General features: G+C 61.9%; 17 protein-coding genes and 2 pseudogenes. 11 read left to right on the plus strand and 8 right to left on the minus strand.

Annotated features, from left to right (window positions below; translation table 11 throughout):
• The first annotated feature begins 114 nt into the window (after nucleotides 1-114).
• Nucleotides 115-1,221, plus strand: a complete 1,107-nt coding sequence (locus Q9295_RS11900) for a hypothetical protein (RefSeq protein ID WP_306680799.1) — start codon at nucleotides 115-117, stop codon at nucleotides 1,219-1,221.
• 254 nt (nucleotides 1,222-1,475) lie between these two features.
• On the opposite strand, the pseudogene Q9295_RS11905 reads toward Q9295_RS11900, so the two are convergent.
• A pseudogene (locus Q9295_RS11905) lies at nucleotides 1,476-1,814 on the minus strand (ParB/Srx family N-terminal domain-containing protein); the annotation flags it as partial.
• A 196-nt stretch (nucleotides 1,815-2,010) separates the two neighbouring features.
• Between Q9295_RS11905 and Q9295_RS11910 the strand changes: the two are divergent.
• From Q9295_RS11910 to Q9295_RS11925, 4 genes are all read left to right on the plus strand, one after another.
• Nucleotides 2,011-2,508, plus strand: a complete 498-nt coding sequence (locus Q9295_RS11910) for an ankyrin repeat domain-containing protein (RefSeq protein WP_306680800.1) — start codon at nucleotides 2,011-2,013, stop codon at nucleotides 2,506-2,508.
• Between the two features lie 213 nt (nucleotides 2,509-2,721).
• Nucleotides 2,722-3,090 (plus strand): DUF7007 domain-containing protein, encoded by a 369-nt coding sequence (locus Q9295_RS11915; protein WP_306680801.1) that lies wholly within the window; start codon nucleotides 2,722-2,724, stop codon nucleotides 3,088-3,090.
• Nucleotides 3,091-3,249: 159 nt separating this feature from the next.
• Complete coding sequence (locus Q9295_RS11920; RefSeq protein WP_306680802.1) at nucleotides 3,250-4,035, plus strand: outer membrane protein; 786 nt, start codon at nucleotides 3,250-3,252, stop codon at nucleotides 4,033-4,035.
• 163 nt (nucleotides 4,036-4,198) lie between these two features.
• A complete protein-coding gene (locus Q9295_RS11925; RefSeq protein WP_373457461.1) occupies nucleotides 4,199-5,011 on the plus strand; it encodes a LysR family transcriptional regulator in 813 nt (270 codons plus the stop codon).
• A gap of 358 nt (nucleotides 5,012-5,369) precedes the next feature.
• On the opposite strand, the pseudogene Q9295_RS17985 reads toward Q9295_RS11925, so the two are convergent.
• Both Q9295_RS17985 and Q9295_RS11935 read right to left on the minus strand, forming a co-directional pair.
• Nucleotides 5,370-5,495 (minus strand): annotated as a pseudogene (locus tag Q9295_RS17985) (S4 domain-containing protein); the annotation flags it as partial.
• 46 nt (nucleotides 5,496-5,541) lie between these two features.
• A complete protein-coding gene (locus Q9295_RS11935; RefSeq protein ID WP_306680807.1) occupies nucleotides 5,542-6,414 on the minus strand; it encodes a mechanosensitive ion channel family protein in 873 nt (290 codons plus the stop codon).
• Between the two features lie 565 nt (nucleotides 6,415-6,979).
• Here Q9295_RS11935 and Q9295_RS11940 point away from each other — a divergent pair.
• The gene (locus Q9295_RS11940; RefSeq protein WP_306680808.1) at nucleotides 6,980-7,690 is read left to right on the plus strand and encodes a UPF0149 family protein; all 711 of its coding nucleotides are present in this window, start codon (nucleotides 6,980-6,982) and stop codon (nucleotides 7,688-7,690) included.
• 2 nt (nucleotides 7,691-7,692) lie between these two features.
• Here the strand turns inward: Q9295_RS11940 and Q9295_RS11945 are convergent, their stop codons facing one another.
• Together Q9295_RS11945 and Q9295_RS11950 are read right to left on the minus strand one after the other, a co-directional pair.
• Complete coding sequence (locus tag Q9295_RS11945) at nucleotides 7,693-7,992, minus strand: type II toxin-antitoxin system RelE/ParE family toxin (protein WP_128490995.1); 300 nt, start codon at nucleotides 7,990-7,992, stop codon at nucleotides 7,693-7,695.
• A complete protein-coding gene (locus Q9295_RS11950) occupies nucleotides 7,989-8,459 on the minus strand; it encodes a type II toxin-antitoxin system ParD family antitoxin (protein WP_306680809.1) in 471 nt (156 codons plus the stop codon). Before Q9295_RS11950 ends, Q9295_RS11945 begins: the two co-directional genes overlap by 4 nt.
• Nucleotides 8,460-8,949: 490 nt before the next feature.
• Here Q9295_RS11950 and Q9295_RS11955 point away from each other — a divergent pair, with 490 nt between their 5' ends.
• A complete protein-coding gene (locus tag Q9295_RS11955; protein WP_124088753.1) occupies nucleotides 8,950-9,273 on the plus strand; it encodes a DUF736 domain-containing protein in 324 nt (107 codons plus the stop codon).
• Nucleotides 9,274-9,337: 64 nt separating this feature from the next.
• On the opposite strand, the gene Q9295_RS11960 is transcribed toward Q9295_RS11955, so the two are convergent.
• Nucleotides 9,338-9,532, minus strand: a complete 195-nt coding sequence (locus tag Q9295_RS11960) for a hypothetical protein (protein WP_226937104.1) — start codon at nucleotides 9,530-9,532, stop codon at nucleotides 9,338-9,340.
• Between the two features lie 124 nt (nucleotides 9,533-9,656).
• Between Q9295_RS11960 and Q9295_RS11965 the strand changes: the two genes are divergently transcribed.
• Entirely contained in the window at nucleotides 9,657-10,385 is a 729-nt protein-coding gene (locus tag Q9295_RS11965; RefSeq protein WP_306680811.1) for a helix-turn-helix transcriptional regulator, read from the plus strand.
• Between the two features lie 16 nt (nucleotides 10,386-10,401).
• Here Q9295_RS11965 and Q9295_RS11970 read toward each other — a convergent pair whose 3' ends face one another.
• Both Q9295_RS11970 and Q9295_RS11975 read right to left on the minus strand, forming a co-directional pair.
• Nucleotides 10,402-10,959 (minus strand): hypothetical protein, encoded by a 558-nt coding sequence (locus tag Q9295_RS11970; RefSeq protein ID WP_306680812.1) that lies wholly within the window; start codon nucleotides 10,957-10,959, stop codon nucleotides 10,402-10,404.
• Between the two features lie 7 nt (nucleotides 10,960-10,966).
• Nucleotides 10,967-11,686, minus strand: a complete 720-nt coding sequence (locus tag Q9295_RS11975; protein WP_306680813.1) for a nucleotide-binding protein — start codon at nucleotides 11,684-11,686, stop codon at nucleotides 10,967-10,969.
• 437 nt (nucleotides 11,687-12,123) lie between these two features.
• Between Q9295_RS11975 and mobC the strand changes: the two genes are divergently transcribed.
• The 3 genes from mobC to Q9295_RS11990 all read left to right on the plus strand — a co-directional run bounded on the left by mobC (nucleotide 12,124) and on the right by Q9295_RS11990 (nucleotide 17,012).
• On the plus strand, nucleotides 12,124-12,711 hold the full coding sequence (gene mobC, locus Q9295_RS11980) for a plasmid mobilization relaxosome protein MobC (RefSeq protein ID WP_306680814.1): 588 nt from the start codon (nucleotides 12,124-12,126) through the stop codon (nucleotides 12,709-12,711).
• Between the two features lie 91 nt (nucleotides 12,712-12,802).
• Complete coding sequence (locus Q9295_RS11985; RefSeq protein WP_306680815.1) at nucleotides 12,803-15,070, plus strand: relaxase/mobilization nuclease domain-containing protein; 2,268 nt, start codon at nucleotides 12,803-12,805, stop codon at nucleotides 15,068-15,070.
• Entirely contained in the window at nucleotides 15,063-17,012 is a 1,950-nt protein-coding gene (locus tag Q9295_RS11990) for a type IV secretory system conjugative DNA transfer family protein (protein WP_306680816.1), read from the plus strand. The genes Q9295_RS11985 and Q9295_RS11990 overlap by 8 nt, the downstream gene beginning before the upstream one ends.
• Nucleotides 17,013-17,110: the final 98 nt, after the last annotated feature.

Below are 17,110 nucleotides of genomic sequence, written 5' to 3' on the forward strand. Positions count from 1 at the left end.
TTGTCTAGCGCTCGGATACAGGCGATCTTCACCTCAAACGACACGCCACTTGGGGAATGCAGGCTCCTGGTCCGAACGAGATAGGCTTGATCTGAGTTTGATATTCGAGGCACGATGCGGTTTACCATTTCCAGATCTGCGCACTTTCTTGCCGCGACGGTTCTCCTTGGCCTAAGTGCACCCGCATCAGCGATGCAGGATTGTTCAAGCACCAAACTGGAAGCGGGTCCGAATTTCATGACAGGTCCCGATTGCACGATCAGCTGGATCGAGCATGGGCGGCTCAATACGTTGATCTGGCGGCCGGTGCAGGACGATTTCCAAGAGGCTTCGCTGGAGATTGTCGGCGATCGCCCTGTGCTGACGGCCAGCGGCCTGCCTGAGCTGATTGATGTCGATCAAGATGGCTGGCTGGACCTTGTGACATTCACCCCGGTCGGGATGGTGAATGGGACCTTCGGGGTCTCGTTGCGGGGAGCGAATGGCGGGTCCTTCACTGCCGCACAACAGATCTACGGTCACACGCTGTCGCGCGATCGCGATGGCTATATCGTAGCCGCCAGTCGCAATGGGCCCGGGCAGCTCTATCAGCTCTACATGATCGACGCTGGAGCCTTTGTCTTCCAAGTCGAGATCGACCCTTTCGCTGCGGCGGCGCCGGGCAGCGTAGATGCCTTTACCTGCTACATCAATTCCGCTCGAAACGGCGGCGTGCCTCAGCCATTGCCGAGCGGGAAGGTTCCGGAAGACAAAGCAGTGCTGGAGCATTACTGCGATCCATCAGCCAATGAGCCGCGCCGCGATGTCGATATCACCGTCCATGCCGCGAGCCCAAGCTATACTCCGACGGACACGGTCTTCTATTGTCGCTTGGAGGGCGGCACTCATGCGGTGTCGATCAGCCAAACACCGAAGGGCATGCGTTATGCCTACGGCTATCTCAACGCAAAGCCCGAACTGATCCTGGAGCAGACCCACGAGGATACTGGCCTCGTGACGGAGGGGGGCGGCAACGCTGCACGCGTAAGTGCCATCACCTTTGGCAGCGGCCCATTCCTCTACATGGCCGGAACCAGATTGGACCCCAGCTCTGGCATTGCGCAGCCTGGGCTCACCGTGGTTCGGGCCGGCATAGCTGTTCCGATCTTCGACAAGGATTGTCTGCCAGAGCACAGCTACGATGGTCTTGCGGCCTTTTATCAGGACTTTAACGGCGGGTGATACTCTTTGGCGGGGAACTTCTGCACAAATCTATGTTGTTTCAGTGTCTTGCCTGATCGTGCTACGCTGTTTGCATGAGCTGCTCATCCAAACCCCGCTAGAAGACCAGTAACTGGCGTGCCTATAATCAAGCGCTGAAGCAACATGACTCACTGACCTGTCCGATGCCACCATTCCCCAAACAGGTTGAGCATGACGCTCATTCGATAAAACCAGGCGATGTTTTTCGATTTAAGCCTTTGGTTAAAAAGGGGTGAAACCTCGTCGATCAGCACATCGGCGCTGGCTTCCGACACAACGCAGGGGACCGGTGCGATTTTGGCGAGACGCTTTTGCTTGACCAGCAATTCCAGTGCCCGGAAACGGCGACCGCCGGCGGGCACCTCGAATATGCCGGTTTCCTTGCCCTCGGCATCCACGACCGGGCGGACATGCAGGGACTGGATCAGGCCGCGACGGGCGATGGATTCGGCCAGTTCCTCAACAGAGATGCCGGCCTTGACGCGCCGGACGTTGAACTGGCTGAGGACCAGCTTGTTGAAAGGAATGTCGCGTGAGGACGACAGGGTGATCTTCTGAACGGCAGTGGCCATGTCAGTGACTCCATGACGGACGCCGGTGAGCCTCTCTCTCCGGCTATCAGCCCGTCACGAAGCGAAGCGCCGCCCTCTTCCTCTGAAGAGAGCGACGCCAGCCGCAGAACCTGAAACCCGGAAATCAGGCACTCCGGTTTTCTGTATCGGCGGATGTACGGGAAAAGCTCGCTCAGACGAAAAGCAGTTTTTTGCTGTGGATCATAATGGGAACACCATACTCCACCTCGCAGCCGAGAATGCAGCCGATCCGTTGGTTATCGACCAGATCCTAAAGTCTGCGGAGACCCCTAAATTACTTGTAGAAAAACGAAACTCTTCCGGAAATACTCCCCTGCATCTTGTCGCTGAGACAGGAGAATCCGCTGAAGTTCTGCTGCAACTTCTCGCCTGGGGCGCCAATCCGAACACGCTTGCCAGCCCGACGGACAATTGGGTCGGTAAGAAGCGCGGCCTCACTCCCCTTCATATGGCCGCAACCCGGAAGGATGATCTCCGCGAAGACATGATCTTGGCGCTACTCGCCTTCGGGGCGGACACGATGGTTAAAGACACTAAGGAGGGCTGGACTGCTCTGCATCGCGCACTCCTGGATCCAAACCCAACTGTTCTGCTTATGCTACTTGAAGGTCAGTTCCAGCAAGAGAACCTGATTGACAGGGCAGGATCGCGCTTATGCCAAATGTGTCTCTGATCGCATCGCAACCAAAGACCTCAACCCACCCAGCTGTGCCGGTTACGATCCTGCCTTACCTGTAATCGAAGACACTCCGGAAGAACCAGGCGCGCCGAGCGCCCTGCTCCCGAGGATCGAATAAGGGGCGCAAAGCTGAAGGTTTAAAGCCTCGCTCGGAGCACTACTGCGCAGCCTGAGCTAGTATGCGCCCCATTTTCTCGTCAGTCGGAGATGTTAGAGGCGATCCCGAGCTCTGGAATACACCATTCCGGTGATGTGGCCGACGAGGCCGACGAGGCCGCTTTCCGGGCGCTGGTTGCGGAGAGCGCAGAACACCAGCGTGAACGGGCGGCGGGAGATCGTCTCTCGGGTCCATACGCCATGGGGCCATCGCAGGGCGCGTCAGTCTATGATGAAGGTGTGCTTTGCCATTCCACCGCCGGGCATGGCGGATTCCAGCTTGCGCCAGAGCAGCATGCCCGTGTGCATCCGCTGCTGCGTTCCTCCTCGGGGTTTTACGAGGAGGACGCTGAATGGGCGGCGGTCGCGCTGGCGTTCCCGGAACTGTTCACAGCCTATGCTGTCACGCAAAGCTTCTGAGCCTTCCAACCCTGTGTCTCGGGCCGCCCGTTCGCGTTTCAAGAGAGGATCTTTCGCCTCTAACGCGATGAAAGCGCACGGTTTAACCCATTCGGGTTATTCATCGGCCCGGCGGGGCCGCCTAGAGCGAAGGGGTTAACAAACCCAAGGACCAGTCCCTTGCCAGTTCCAGCCCCATTCGCCCGTCTTTTCGGTTCTGCCGCTTTCGTCCTTTGCTTTGCGCCTTCGGCCTTCGCAGGCGGCCTCGGCGACGTCGTCGTGACGCCCCCGCCCGAGGCGCCGCGCGCCGCCCCGAGCTTCACGCCCGGCTGGGGCGGTGCCGTTCTGGGCATCGGGGTCGGCACCAGCAAGGCGCGCATCTCGTCGGAAAATGCGCCCGAGGCGCCCAACGTGGAGGAACCCTCGATAACGATCCAAAGCCTGCCGTCCATTACGGACGAGATGCCCGTCCAGATCATGGCGGCCGTACAGGATTTCTCGTCGCTCGCCGCCGATGAGAGCGCCACGACCCTGACCCTGCGCGCCGGCTACAATTGGCAGTTCGGCCGCATCGTCGCCGGTGTGATGGGCGAATATACCTCGGCGGTCGACGCGTTCGGCGTCGCGACCAGCGACGGCTCGCCCGCCGAACTCGGGATCGCCGCGCAGAAGACGCTCTCGCTCCGCCTCGGGTACGACATGGGCCGCTTCATGCCCTATGCCATTGCCGGCCGCTCGTGGAGCGAGGCGGAGCTGACGCGTCTCGGCTTCGACGATGCGAGCACCTCGGTCTCCGGCACCACGCTCGGCCTCGGCGGCGCCTACCGTCTGGCCGATCACTTGAGCGTCTTCGCCGAGGCGACCGAGACGCGCTACGACGATTTCACCTTCGACGGCTTCACCGAGCCGACCTCGGTCTCGGCCAAGGTGCAACGCATCAGCCTCGGCCTCGATTACCGCTTCTAAGTCTCCTCCCGCCTGCCGATGCAGGTCCCTTGCGGCAGCCGAGGATGCCCCTCCCCTCGGCTGCCGTCTTCGTTTAGGGATCGCGCAGGTCAGACGGGGGGCTGCGATGTCGGACACAGGGTTGCGAGATCTCGACATCGACACCGCGCTGGACCTCAAGCTGATGAAAGTGACGCTGCTCTTGCTCAAGGAGCGGTCGGTCACCCGCGTCGCGGGGCAATTGGCACAAAGCCAGCCGGCCGTCGCGGCGCTACTCAAACGCGCGCGGCAGGTGTTCGGCGATCCGCTTCTGGTGCGCGACGGCCAGCACATGGTGCTGACGACGCGCGGCGAAGAAATCTACCGCCAGCTCGAGCGCGCCATCGCGCCGCTTCTGGCCGCCATCAGCGACGGCGGAGCCTTCGAACCCTCCCTGTCGCAAAAACGCTTCCAAGTCTCGATCCTCAGCGCTTTCGCCGAATATCTCGTTCCCGACATCTGCCAGCGGCTGGCCCGCGAGGCGCCGCAGGCCAGCATCGTCTTCTCGACGCCGCGCTCGACCGAGCACATCACGCGCGACCTCGGCTCGGGGCAGTTGGACCTCGTCATCGGAAACAGCCCCGAACCGCCCGGCCATCTGCGCTTCGCGGCTCACTGTTCGCATCCGTTCGGCTGCCTGATGCGGGCCGACCACCCGCTCGCGGCCGAGCCCCTGACCACCGAGCGCTATCTTTCGGCCAAACATATTGCGCCGGATTCAAGTTCCGAGATGAACCTTGGGCCGGTGAAGGGCCGTCTGTCGCAACTCGGCCTGCGCCGCGAGGTCAGCATCAAGGTGGCTGACTTCCACCATGTGCCGGCGATTCTCGCGCAGACGGACGTCATTTTCACCAGCGCCGCGCCCTATGTGCAGGACCTCACGCGGCAAAGCGGCGGTCGGTTGGTCGCGCGCGAGGCACCCGCCGTTCTCAAGAAGATGGACCTCTACGGCTGGTGATCGAACTGACGGCGCATCGAACCCTCGCGCTGCGCGATGCCGTGGCCAACAACCCGCGCATCGCGATGACGGCGCTGCTGCACCGCCTGGTGCTCGACTGCTTCGGGATCCGCAGCTCGGGCAATGCGCTGCCAGATGTTTCCTTGTCGAGCCTGCCGACCGTCGAAATCGCCGGATCCCGCCGCCGCCAGCGGGTCGGGAGCAGATCGTAAACCAGTGGCCCGGCATCGCTGTGCGAGCATGTCACCCCGGCGGGCTTGTTCAGGAGGATCACCAGTCCTGCAACGGGATCAAGCTGTTCCCCGCCCACGGTCATGCGCCTGGGCAGCTCCGCCGTGACCGCAATACGCCGCGTCACGTCATTGACCTTCTCGCCGTCCAATATGATGCGGCCCGCTTGCGCCAGCCCGCCGATCTCGCGGCGCGATCCATAGCCCATCGAGGACAGCAACTTGTCGATACGGGCGTTTACCGCTTTCGACATGACGCAGCCCTCCGATCTGGTTTGATGGTGCGTGGGATGCGGTTCGTCATGCCGTCCCCTCAACCAATGGCTTCAGGCTTATGCCCTTCTCACGCAGGGCCGCGTCGATCCGGCTGAATACCTCGTTGCGGCAGGCCATCTCGCGGTCATGCTGGGGAACCCAGTATTTCACGCGATAGGTGATGCCCTGAGGCCCGAACATCGCCACCTGTACTTCAGGCGATTTGCCGGTGGCGATGGTCTCCGCGCTGACAAGCGCTTCCGTTATCAGTGTCCGTGCCTCTGCGACTGGAAGCGTGGCCGGGAGTGTCAGTTCGGCATGGTCGCGATACTCTGGCCGAGGGGCGCTGTAGTTTGTGATCCTCTGGCGGGAAATCTGGCTGTTGGGCAGGATCACATGGGTGCTGTCGCGGGTAATCAGCCTTGTGCTGCGCCAGCCGATCTCCTGAACCCGACCCTGCGCCAGCCCATCGATCGCAACCCAGTCGCCGATGCGGAACGGTGCCTCGAGCCCAAGCGCGAGGCCCGAGAATGTGTCGGCGACCACATTGCGAATGGCAAATCCCAGCACCGCCAGCAGAAGGCCGGAGCCGGTCAGGATCCCCGACAGGTCCTGGCGGAAGAACAGCGACAGGCTGGCCAGCGTGGCTGCGGCAAAGAGGGCGAGGCGAAGCAGGTCCAGCGCGACTTTCGGCACGGGGCGTCTGCCCTTCCGTCGTCGTGTCAGGCGCGCGGAGGAAATGGCATGCAGAAGATGCGCGCCAAGGAACAATACGCCCGAAAGCGCGGTGTTGCGCAACGGCTCCCACCATGCCGCGCCACCCTCGACCATGGCAGGCAGGGCTTCGCCGAAAAGCGCGAACAACAGCAGTGCCAGCAATGCTCCGATCTGATTTTTAGGGATGTCGGGCCAGATCATTCGCCGTCTCGGTGCATCGGCCGCCTGCGCATCTCTGGTTTGGGGCGCGTTCGCGTCTGATCCAGAGGCATGCGCGAAAACGGATTCAGGCAGATCGGGCAGCGGTGTGCTGCGGCGCGTGGGACTTCCTCGCCGCAGGCATGGCACTGGGCGGGCAAGAGATTACGATACATGGGACTATCCTTTTGGCGGGACATTGAAACAGGGCATCCTCCCCGGTCCCTGTCGCCCGCCGAAAGGCAGGGGCTAACAGGGCCGGGGCGGGACATGCGCCTGTTCGGCGCGCAGGATCGCTGGCATGGGACGTGACCTGTTCATGGAGAAACCTTCATCAGGGGGCACCGCGTGGCAGAGCCTGAGTGTGATATGGATCTTTATAAAAATATTTCAATAGGTTGGCTTCTGTCGTGTCCGCGACGTTCGGCCTTCTGCCGGAGAGGCTTTTCGGGGCGGAAAGATCAAGAGCCAGCAACAACAGCGGCTTTCTCCGGCCGCGTTGCCTGTTTCACCGTGATCGGTTTGTCGTAAAAGACGGCAGGATGATTTTTCTCGACAGGGGCTCAGCATGACGATTGCACTTTGGCATAGCGATGAAGACCTTGATCGCCTCGACGCGGTGCTTTCGGCGCTGCCCGAAGACAACGATCCGATGATCCTTGCCGAATTCGATGGCTTTTGTGCGGGTCTCATCACTTGTCCGGAAATGATTTCGCCGTCTGTCTGGCTTGCCAAGGTCTGGGGGACTGGCGGCCCGCCGGAGTTCGGCAGCGCCGAAGAGCTTCAGGCGGCTCTCGATCTCATCATGGCGCATTACAACCGCGTTGCCGGAATGCTGATGATCCCGGGGGAGTATTTCCCTGTCCTCGACGAGGATCAGCGCAACGGGGACATCATCTGGGAGTTCTGGATGATGGGTTTCGTCGCGGCGATGCGACTGCGGCCTGACGCCTGGGATCTGATTGAGGACAGCAAGGACCGGCGGGCGAAGAAGGCGCTGGATCTCGCAGGCAAACTCTCGCGTATCTCGACCGGGTTCGCCGAAGGGAAAGGCTGGAAGGCTACGAAATTGTCGCGCGAGGCCCATGATCTGATCCCCGATATGGTCGAGGATCTGAACGCCTTCGCCAAGGCGCATACGGCTAAATCCATGCCCGGTCTGCCGCTGGCCGCCAATCTGACTGCTGCGCCCTCAGCTGCATCGAAGCCCGGTCGCAATGATGCGTGCAGCTGCGGTTCAGGGCGCAAGTACAAGAAATGCTGCGGCGCTGTTCACTGATCTCAGCCTTGCGGGAACAGGATCGCGTCAACGTCCATCGCGCCGTTCACGACATGAAGCACTGTCACCTGATCCCCGCGGATCTGGTAGAAGATCAGGTAGCGGCCATGAACGCGGCGCCGGATGCTTTGCGTCTCATAGCGTGGGACAATCGGCCAGGCCTCGGGGAACTCGGCGAGTTCCATGCAGCTTCGGCCGAGTTCACGCACGAAGCTGATAGCGCGTGCGGGATTGTCGCGTGCGATGTAGTCGCCGATGACTTCCAGATCCGCTTCGGCCTCTGCGGTGATCTCGACGATCATTTCGCAGGTTTGCCCATCGCCTGATACTTGGCCTCAAGCCGCGCGAATACGTCGCCGGCCGGTTTGACCCGCCCGGCATCAGCATCTGCAAGCCCCCTGGCCAGGGCCTGATCCAGGACAGCAAGGCGGGCTTCTCGCTCCTGGATCAGGCGGATGCCTTCGCGCAGGACCTCGCTCTTGGAATTGTAACGGCCGGTTTCGACCAGCTTTGTCACAAAGCTCTCCAGCTGTGTTCCCAGATCGGCACTGATCATCGCGGCCTCCGCTATTGCTGGTTTCACAATGCCACGCTTAATAACTGTTATCAATCCTTGCGGTATAACGTTCATGGCGCGGCCTTCCTGCCTATCGCCGGGATCGGTGTTGGATTTCCCCGTCGTCATGAGCTCACAGGGATCAATCTTTCCCTCTTTCCGGCCACTTTGATCGCGGGGTTGGCAGATCGGTTGCATGCTGTGATCGCGCATCAGGCCCTGTCCCTTTTCCCTGTCGAGCACTTGGGCGGCAGGTGCCGATCAGGTGGCCCGCCCAGTATCCGGTCTGATGCGGTGCGGTGCCCGTGGCTGCAGGTCAGGGGGAAGGGCGCGCACTGACATGTTCGTGGTCTGGGTGATCATCGCCGGTGGTTGCCTGTCGGGTCTTCCTGCCGGATCCTTCAGGATCGCCGCTGTCTCCTGTCTCTCTGGAGGTGACGGGACCGCTCGCATGCGTCCTCTGTGATGGGCTGATCTGGCCGAAGATCAGCGCGCGGGAGCGCGCTTCGACGTCTCGGCGCAACAGCGTCGTTGAACTTTCTTCCCCTGCCGGCGGTGCCGTCATTCCTCGCGGAAGACAAGAAAGCCCTGCCTGTGCTGTCAGGGTCCCGGACGGGACTGCGCCGGCCGTCGTCCCCGGCCTCTAGATCGCCATCGAGGCCGCAATGGAGCGGGCCGGAACACGAGAGAATGGAGACAGACAATGGCGACCATCGGCACCTTCAAGAAGACCGGCAACGAATACACCGGCGAAATCGTTACCCTGAGCGTCCAGGCCAAGGGCGTGCGCATCGTCCCCGACCTGCGGGCCACCGGCGAGAATGCGCCCTCGCACCGGATCCTGGTAGGCCGCGCGGAGATCGGCGCCGCCTGGTCGAAGCGCTCGAACGAGGGGCGGGACTATCTGGGTCTGAAGCTGGACGATCCGAGCTTTGCGCACCCGATCTATGCCAACCTCTTCGACGATGAGGACGGCGAGGGCTCGAGCCTGATCTGGTCGCGCCCCAACAGCCGCCGAGGGGAGTAATCCCCCCAACCAGGGCCCCGGTCGAAAGGCCGGGGCCTTTCATCTTGCCAGCGAGCAATCGCCCTCAGCGCAACTCTTCTGTCACGAAGCTGCGCTCGGCCTTGCCGAACCAGGCCGTCTGCGTCTCGCCCGTGTTCCATTCATAAACCAGGCCAATGACCCTGCCATCGTCCTTGTGGCGAAGCCGGGCGATTGGCCGGGCCTCGATGCGGTTGGTGCGGCATGAGCCGCCGCGATGGTCACTGGTCTGCACGTTCATAATACTTGTCTCGACTGTCACAGAACTTCGCTGGCTGGCGATCGGAACCCTTTTCGCAAGGTCGCTTCACGGTTGATTTGCGCGCGCTTTCATCACAACCTGACACAACGGTGGGGGAGCGGCCATGCCGTTACCCTTTTTGGTATCGCTGTTTGAGGACTGCACATTTTCTCGTGCGGGAGGGGTAATGGTTTGGACTACTGTTCCGGAAATGGCCCATTTGGATGCCCGGCTGCGGGCGATTGCACCGATGGGCTATTCACTCGTCATCCATGTGCGCAGTTTGACGCCAGAGCATTATGTCTCCACCTATCCGGAGCGTTGGGTCGAGATTTACACTGAGCGGCAATATGCGATGTTTGATCCGGTCAATCTCTGGGCCAGGACGCATTCAGGTCGCATCAGATGGAGTGAAGTGCCGGTCGAAAAGCTCTCGCCTGCTGGAACTCTGATCATGGATCACGCGCGCGAGTATGGCCTCAACTATGGTTGCGGCGTTTCTCGCAGTCGCATTGAAGAATATGGCACGCTCAGCTGCCTGTTTTGCGCCCGCGAGGATCGGGAACTGACCGACGGTGAGCTGGACGAGGTTGAGGGCATATTCAAACAGCTGCTCGCCTCTATCGAGGCGGCAAGACCGCTTTCAGAGATGGAGCGTGCTATCCTTTCTGATCTGGCGAACGGTTTGCCCTATAAGGAAGTCGCGCATCGGCAGGGCGTCAGCACCGAGACCATAAAGAAGCGCCTGGAGCGGATAAGGGACCTGCTCGGGGCGCGGAACTCGGTACAGGCAGTGGCAATCGCTACCAAGCGCGGTCTGATCCTGAACCAGCCAGCGTCAGGGCCTGAATAGCCCGTGCCAGCGTGGGTCAGCGGACATCGTCGGAGTCGTCACTGAGCGATGCGAGGAGAGCATCGATTTCCGCCCAGACCAGCGGCTCCAGCTGACCCCGCACCAATGACCAGCGGCTGTCGACCCCCAGAGGGTCCTGATCGGCAAGCAGCCGATCAAAGATGGCGGCGGGCACTGCGACGCTGGTCCTGACGGTCCAGCTTGCCTGACTTGCCCGCCTGTCACTGGAGGGGATGGCATATGTTGCTGAGAGCCCCCACTTCTTGACGGCCTTCCGCAGGGCGGCCCGGATCACCTGTCGGGGGGCAATGCCGCAGGCAACCAGCCCTTGTTCCTGGCGCTTCAACGCGTTCACGCGCACGTCGACTTGGATCGAGGCTTTCGAGTCATCTCTTGAGGCTTGATCCTCCGATGCGATGCTGGCGCTCGGCTGCGCCGGCGCACGGGCCTCGGCCGTGCTGGCTGGTTCGTCTCTGTCTCGCGTCTGTGCCGGGTCGGTCCTGTTTTGTTGGGACAGACTGAACGAATAGGCCTGATCCGGCCGTGTCACGAGGGGGATGCGTTTGCGGACCATGTCACTCTCAGCCGCTGATGATGGTGTTCAAGATGTCGGTGGCTTCTTCCAGCGCCTCGACGAGCGGGCGGGCATGGGGCTTCATCAGCGGGTTGGGATCATTCTGCCGCGCAAGAGCGATGGCATGAAGCAGACCAAGCCGATCCATCTCCTTGAAGGCGTTTCGGTGCATCATCACGGTCTCGATGACCGGGAAGCAGTTGACCGCCTGTGCGATCAGTTCCGCATCGGCCTTGGTCGGTTTCGCGGGGACCATGTTCAGAACCACATGATGCTGGGGTAGGGCGCTCGGGTCGTCCACACGGGTCCGCAGATGGGCGAACCAGTCTGCGGTCTGGATGCCGACCTTGAAGTCGGTCGTTGAGAGCATCACCGGGGTGACGATGTGATCGGCCAGCACCGCGACGCTGTCCGACCAGTCCGCTCCGACACCAGCGGTGTCGATGAAGATCAGATCGGCCAGATCCTCGTCGTAGATCCGCTCGATCTCCTGCTCGATGGCGGCAATGCTGAGCGCCCTGGTGCGGGTCAGCAGGGGTGAACTGTACCCGGCACCCTCGGCCCGTTCATACCAGGCACCGAGTGCATCGGTCCCGTCGGTGTCCATGAGGGTGACCCGGCGACCGGCGGCGATAGCGGCGCTGATCAGGGCGCGGCTCAGCGTGGTTTTGCCCGACCCGCCTTTGCGGGCCATCGCGGCGATTACGCGCAAGGAGTCATTTGGCATGGCACACCTGCAATAATGGTTACTCGTAAACATAAGAGCTTCATTGTCGTAGGGCGTTGACCGGGATGCGTCAAGCGGGACGCAAGGCGCAGATCGCAGGAAGCGGCAAGCATTATGCGGCTTCCAGAGGACGTGGCGCAGGCAACGTGATGCAGATCCCATTCCCCTTCCGGCACTTCCCACTCCGCAGGATGCAGGACGCAAAGAGCGCGATGCAGGTGCCAGAAGACATGCTCCAGAGCGCAGATAACGGGAGGCATTTCGCATGGGACGGGATGCAAATCGCAAGGCGCGTGATGCATTCCGCAGACAACGGGAAACCGCCCCTTTGGGTCGGTTTTTCATAATGAGTACAAGCCCGTAGGCCCGAATCCGCTTGTGCTGGGATTCGGCGGGCTTGTACGATTTTGGCAAGAAATAGGAGCGTTAACTTCAAAATGTCCCCGGCCCGCCGACTGACCGAAGAGGAGCGTCTGAGGATCGCCAAAGAGCGGTCTGAAGGCGTGCCCGCGGCCGATCTGGCACAACAGTTCGGGGTCAGCCTGAAGGCGGTCTACAACGCTGTGAACCATGCTCACGGACGGCGCACCTCGAACGGCAGTCGGCCTCAGGTGGTCGGATTGAGGCTCAGCGCGGCCGAGCTGCGCCAGTTTGATGCGGCGCTCTCGGCACGTGGCATCGGGCATCGTTCTGATGCTCTGCGCTGCATGATACTGGCCGCCAGCGACCTGCTCGCGCCCGATGTGCACATGACGGAGGAACTGCGCGGTCTTGGCGCGGCGATGAACCGGGTCGGCAACAACATCAACCAGATCGCCCGCCGCCTGAACGAGGGGCGTGTCCGTGGCGAGCAGGCGGTCCTGACCGGGTCGGAGAAGGCCGAGATCCGGGCTCTGGCCGGGCTGGTCTTCACCATCGCGGATCAGGTCCAGGAGATGAGCCGCAACCGGCGGGCGTCCATCAAGCTGGAGGTGGACAAGGCGCTCGCGCCCTTGATCCGGGAGGCACGCGATGGCGCGGGCTGATGCCGTGAGGGCGGTCAATCCGGCGCTTTTTGATCGCGGCTGGAGCAAGGTTTCTGGCTCGGCCTCCGGGGGCTTTGGCAAACGGGCACAGATGATCCGCGCGGCGCGCGGCCATTCCCCAGCGATATTCAAGGCGATCCGGCAAGGCGGTTGCCACACCGGGGCGCAGCTGCGCGCCCAGCTGTCCTACCTCACCACCAAATCGAGCTTCATCCTCGATTCCCGTGGCACCCATGACGGCAAGAAGCTGCTCTCGCCCGGCGAGATCGAGCGCGTGGCGCGGCGCTTCGAGAACCAGTGGAACGAGCGGCATGCACCAAAGCTCGGCCATACCGCGCATCTCCTGATGGCTTTCCCCATCGGAACCCGCTCCTCTGAGGCACAGGAGATCACGCGCGAGATCTGCGAGCGCTTCTTCGAAGGGGACGGCGCGCAGTTCGATTACATCGCGGCGATCCACGAGGATCGCGCCCATCCCCATGCCCATATCGTGCTGAATCGCCGCAGCAAGGATGGCGAGATGTTCTTCCTCGGGAAGGATCATCACTTCAACTACGACGCCTTCCGCGAAGCCATGGTTGAGGCGGCCGAACGTCATGGGCTGCGGCTTGAAGCCACGCGTAGGCTGGATCGGGGTGTGCTCACCCGCGCTGCCAGCGACGTCGAGATCCGCAAAGCCATGGAAGAGGGCAGGTCACCGGTCGAGCGACATCGCACCGGCGCTGACCTTGATCAGGCTATCGCCGAGGTGGCGCGCAATGCCACGATCTATCGGGGCCTCGCTGCCGAGGCCTCGCGTTCGAACTTCCACGATGTTGCGGAAGCCCTGTCCCGGGCCGGGGATGTGCTTGCCCGGGGTGATCGTATCCAGTCAGACGGAGTGTTGTATATGAGTGATGAAGTTCATGATTTTGACCAACTGATAGATCGGTTCTCGCAGAACATCCGCCAGATCGAAGGGCTGATCGAACGCGCTCCTGCGTCCGAGCGCCCGGTGATCGAGCGCAAATTGACCGATGTGCTGCGCGAGGTCTCGCATCTGCGTCCCCTTGGCGAGCGCTCCGACACATTGCATGAACCCGCATCCCGGGACGGGATCTACGCCGCGCCCAACCTGGTAGAGGCCCACCGAGATCAGCTCGAGGATCCAGGTCTCAAAGCCCGCATCACCGAAGCGGTGCAGGGGACAGGGATCGACAGCGATGCGGTTCTGGCCCGGATGAGTGAGGGTGCGGGCAATGCCGCGCTGGAGCAGCAATGGCTCGCGCAGGATCTACGCGCCATCGCAAAGGAAGAGCAGCTTGATCTGCGCGACACCGCGCAGCGTGATCAGGCGATGGACCGGCTTGAGGCGGTTCATGGCAAGCTGGGCGATGTGCTGACCGAGGTCCGCGTCCTGCGGGTTGTGGAGGATGTGGAGAGGGAAGGGCCGGAAGGGGATGAGGGGGCGCGGCTGTCGGAGACCTCCGCCCACAGGGTTTCGGCTGATAACGAAACCCTGCGCAGCGAGCCGGACATCTTCAGTCCCACTGAGCGTCAGGAATTCCGGGCGCTGGTCAAACAGTTCCAGCGGACTGATTTCAGCTATTCCTATTCCGATGACCCGCGGGCGCGGCGTGATGGCGAGAAGCAGGTGGCCGAGGCGAAAGAGGCCTTCGACCGCTTTGCCGAACGCTCGCCCCAGCATGCTGAAATTGCGACCATGGCATGGGAAAAGGCCACCGATGTCATTCAGCCTCCAGCCAACGGCATTCGGGCCGCACATCGAACCCTCCATGCCGGTGATATGGATATTGCGCAGCGTGATCCGTCGATCCACCTCGGCCCGATCACGGAAGAGGTCCGCGAGATGGCGCGCTTGCGGGCCGAGACCCCCCAAGAGCAGATCCGCGATGCCGTCAGCCAGGAGATCAACCAGCTCCATGCTGCAGGCGCATCCCGCGACCGCATCATCGAGAGGCTGGCCGAAGTTGAGGACGACACCCGCCAGGCCTATGCCGAACGCCGCAACCTTGATCTGACAGCTCCCCAGCTTGCCTCCGCCTTACGACAGGCCGCCGACGGCAAGGTCGATCTGGCCTCGGATGCGGCGCGCCAACGTTTTGTCGAACAGGTCAATGACCGCCTGACGCCAGCCGAAATCAATGATCTGCATCGCGGCGACGCCAAAGTGCTGGACCGGCTCACCCCAAATGCGCTGGAACAGCTGCAGCTGGCGCGGGCCTATCTCGAGGCCAGAGATGTCCACACCAATGATCCGGCGGTGGACCGGGTGCTCGAGCGGATCGTGGAAGAGCGCCATGGCGACGATCTGAGGCACTCCCTCTCCCATGGTGAGAAGGGGATCACCCATGGATAAGGGACGCATGCTTCTTGGCGCCGCAGTTCTGACGCTACTCGGGCTCGCCATCGGCTATGTGCTGGCGACGATCTATTTTGCCGTCCAATTCGGATACTCGACGCGCAGCTTCGATCTCACTCTGTTGGCGCGGAACTGGTTGGGGCTGAGAACCTCGGCTCCGCAGGATTTCCTCTGGGTGAACGGCATCATCCTTGGGACGGGTCTCGCTGCCCTCCTCCTGACCGCGACCATGCTCGGCGATGCGCTGACCCGCTTCGGCACCACGCATTGGCAGAGCCGGGCCGAGATGAAGCGCAACGGCTTCTTTGCCGGACCCGGGGCCGGGTTCCTGCTCGGCAAGATGGGCTCGCCGAAATCGAAAAAGCCCTTCATTGTCTCACGCACCTTTCCGCATGCCCTGGTCGTGGCCCCGACAGGCCGAGGCAAAGGGGTCGGCTTCGTGATCCCTAACCTCCTGACCTATCGAGGCTCAGCCGTGGTGCTCGACGTCAAGGGCGAGAACTTCCGTGAGACCTCGCGCTTCAGGGCCTCGACCGGAGACAAGGTGTTCCGCTTCGCGCCCACCGATTGGGAGCGACCGACGCATCGCTACAACCCGCTGGCCCGGATCGCGGCTCTGAAAAACCCCGATCGCCAGCAGATGGAATTGAAGCTGACCGCCAAGCTCTTCCTGCAGACCGACAACGAAAAGCTCAGTGGTCTTCTCGCCGGCGGGATCGATCTTTTTGTGGCTGCGGGGCTGCTGGCCTTCGAGCGCGGGAACCCGACCATCGGCGAGATCTATCGCATCACGGCGTCGGGCGGAAACAAGCAGCTGGAGTTCCTGAAGCGGGCAGAGGAGGTGAAGAACCCATCGGCCAAGCTGATCTTCGAGCGCATGGCCTCGACCAACAACGACACGTTGACCTCTTACCTCTCACTCCTGATGACCTCCGGTCTTGATACCTGGGACAACCGGGCGATTGACGCCGCCACAGCGACCTCGGATTTTTCGTTCCGAGACATCCGCCGGCAGCCGCATGCGATTTATCTGGTGGTGGAATCTGAGATGGTTGGGCCGCTGGCGCCGCTGATCCGGCTGTTCTTCTCGGATCTGATCGCCTCGCTGCAGGCCGCTGAACCCGGAAAGGATGAGCCCTGGCCGGTGATGATCATGCTTGATGAGTTTGATCGGCTCGGAAAGATGCCGATTGTGGCGGAAAGCATCAAGACGCTGCGCTCCTATGGCGGCAACCTCGCCATCGTCACCCAGACCATTCCGGCATTGGACGAGATCTATGGCGAGAACACGCGTCGCTCCCTTCAAGGCGGGGCGGGGGTTAAGCTCTATCTGACCCCATCCGACCAGAAGACCATTGAAGAGCTGAGCCAGGCTGTCGGCAAGACGACCAAACGGGTGGTCACGCGGTCTCGCTCGGTGGGACGTAACCCGTTCGAGGGCCGCAGCGTCACCGAGCGTACAGAGGAAACTCCGCTCCTCAATGAGGATGAGGCGCGGCGGCTGGATCTGGAGGAGGTGATCCTCGTCGTCGATGCCCAGATGCCAATCCGGGCACGGCGCGTCAAATACTATGAGGATCCCGCCCTGAAGGCGATCCATGCCGCACAGAAGGGGGATCTTCCTTATCCGGACGCCGAAAAGCGGCAATACGATGCACGGCTGCATGAGGCCGAGGCGGCGGTTGCGAAACTGGCGCAGCAGTTGCAGGCGGTGCAGCAGGGAGCGACGCGAGGGCAGGGACCCGATACCCCACCCGACCCGAAGCCGGTGTTGCGAGCACCAGCCCGGCGTGGAACGCTGGCTCTCGCGCCAGAGCCGATCAGTTTGGACCTTTCCGCGCTTGGGCAGACTGAGCAAAGCCGCCTTGCGGTTCAGAAAGCTGTCGTCACGACCGCCGAGATCATCGCTGGACATGGAGGCCTGGGAGCCACTGACTAAACCCGAGCGGGTTCAAAGCATGCCATCTTTGATCGGGGCCGAGGCGTCAACAGTTTTGGCTCTTTTCGGTCGGTCGGCCTCGACCAATGCTGCGTGGA

Origin of the sequence: Pseudogemmobacter lacusdianii, from assembly GCF_030848395.1 — a bacterium.
GTDB lineage: Bacteria > Pseudomonadota > Alphaproteobacteria > Rhodobacterales > Rhodobacteraceae > Pseudogemmobacter > Pseudogemmobacter lacusdianii.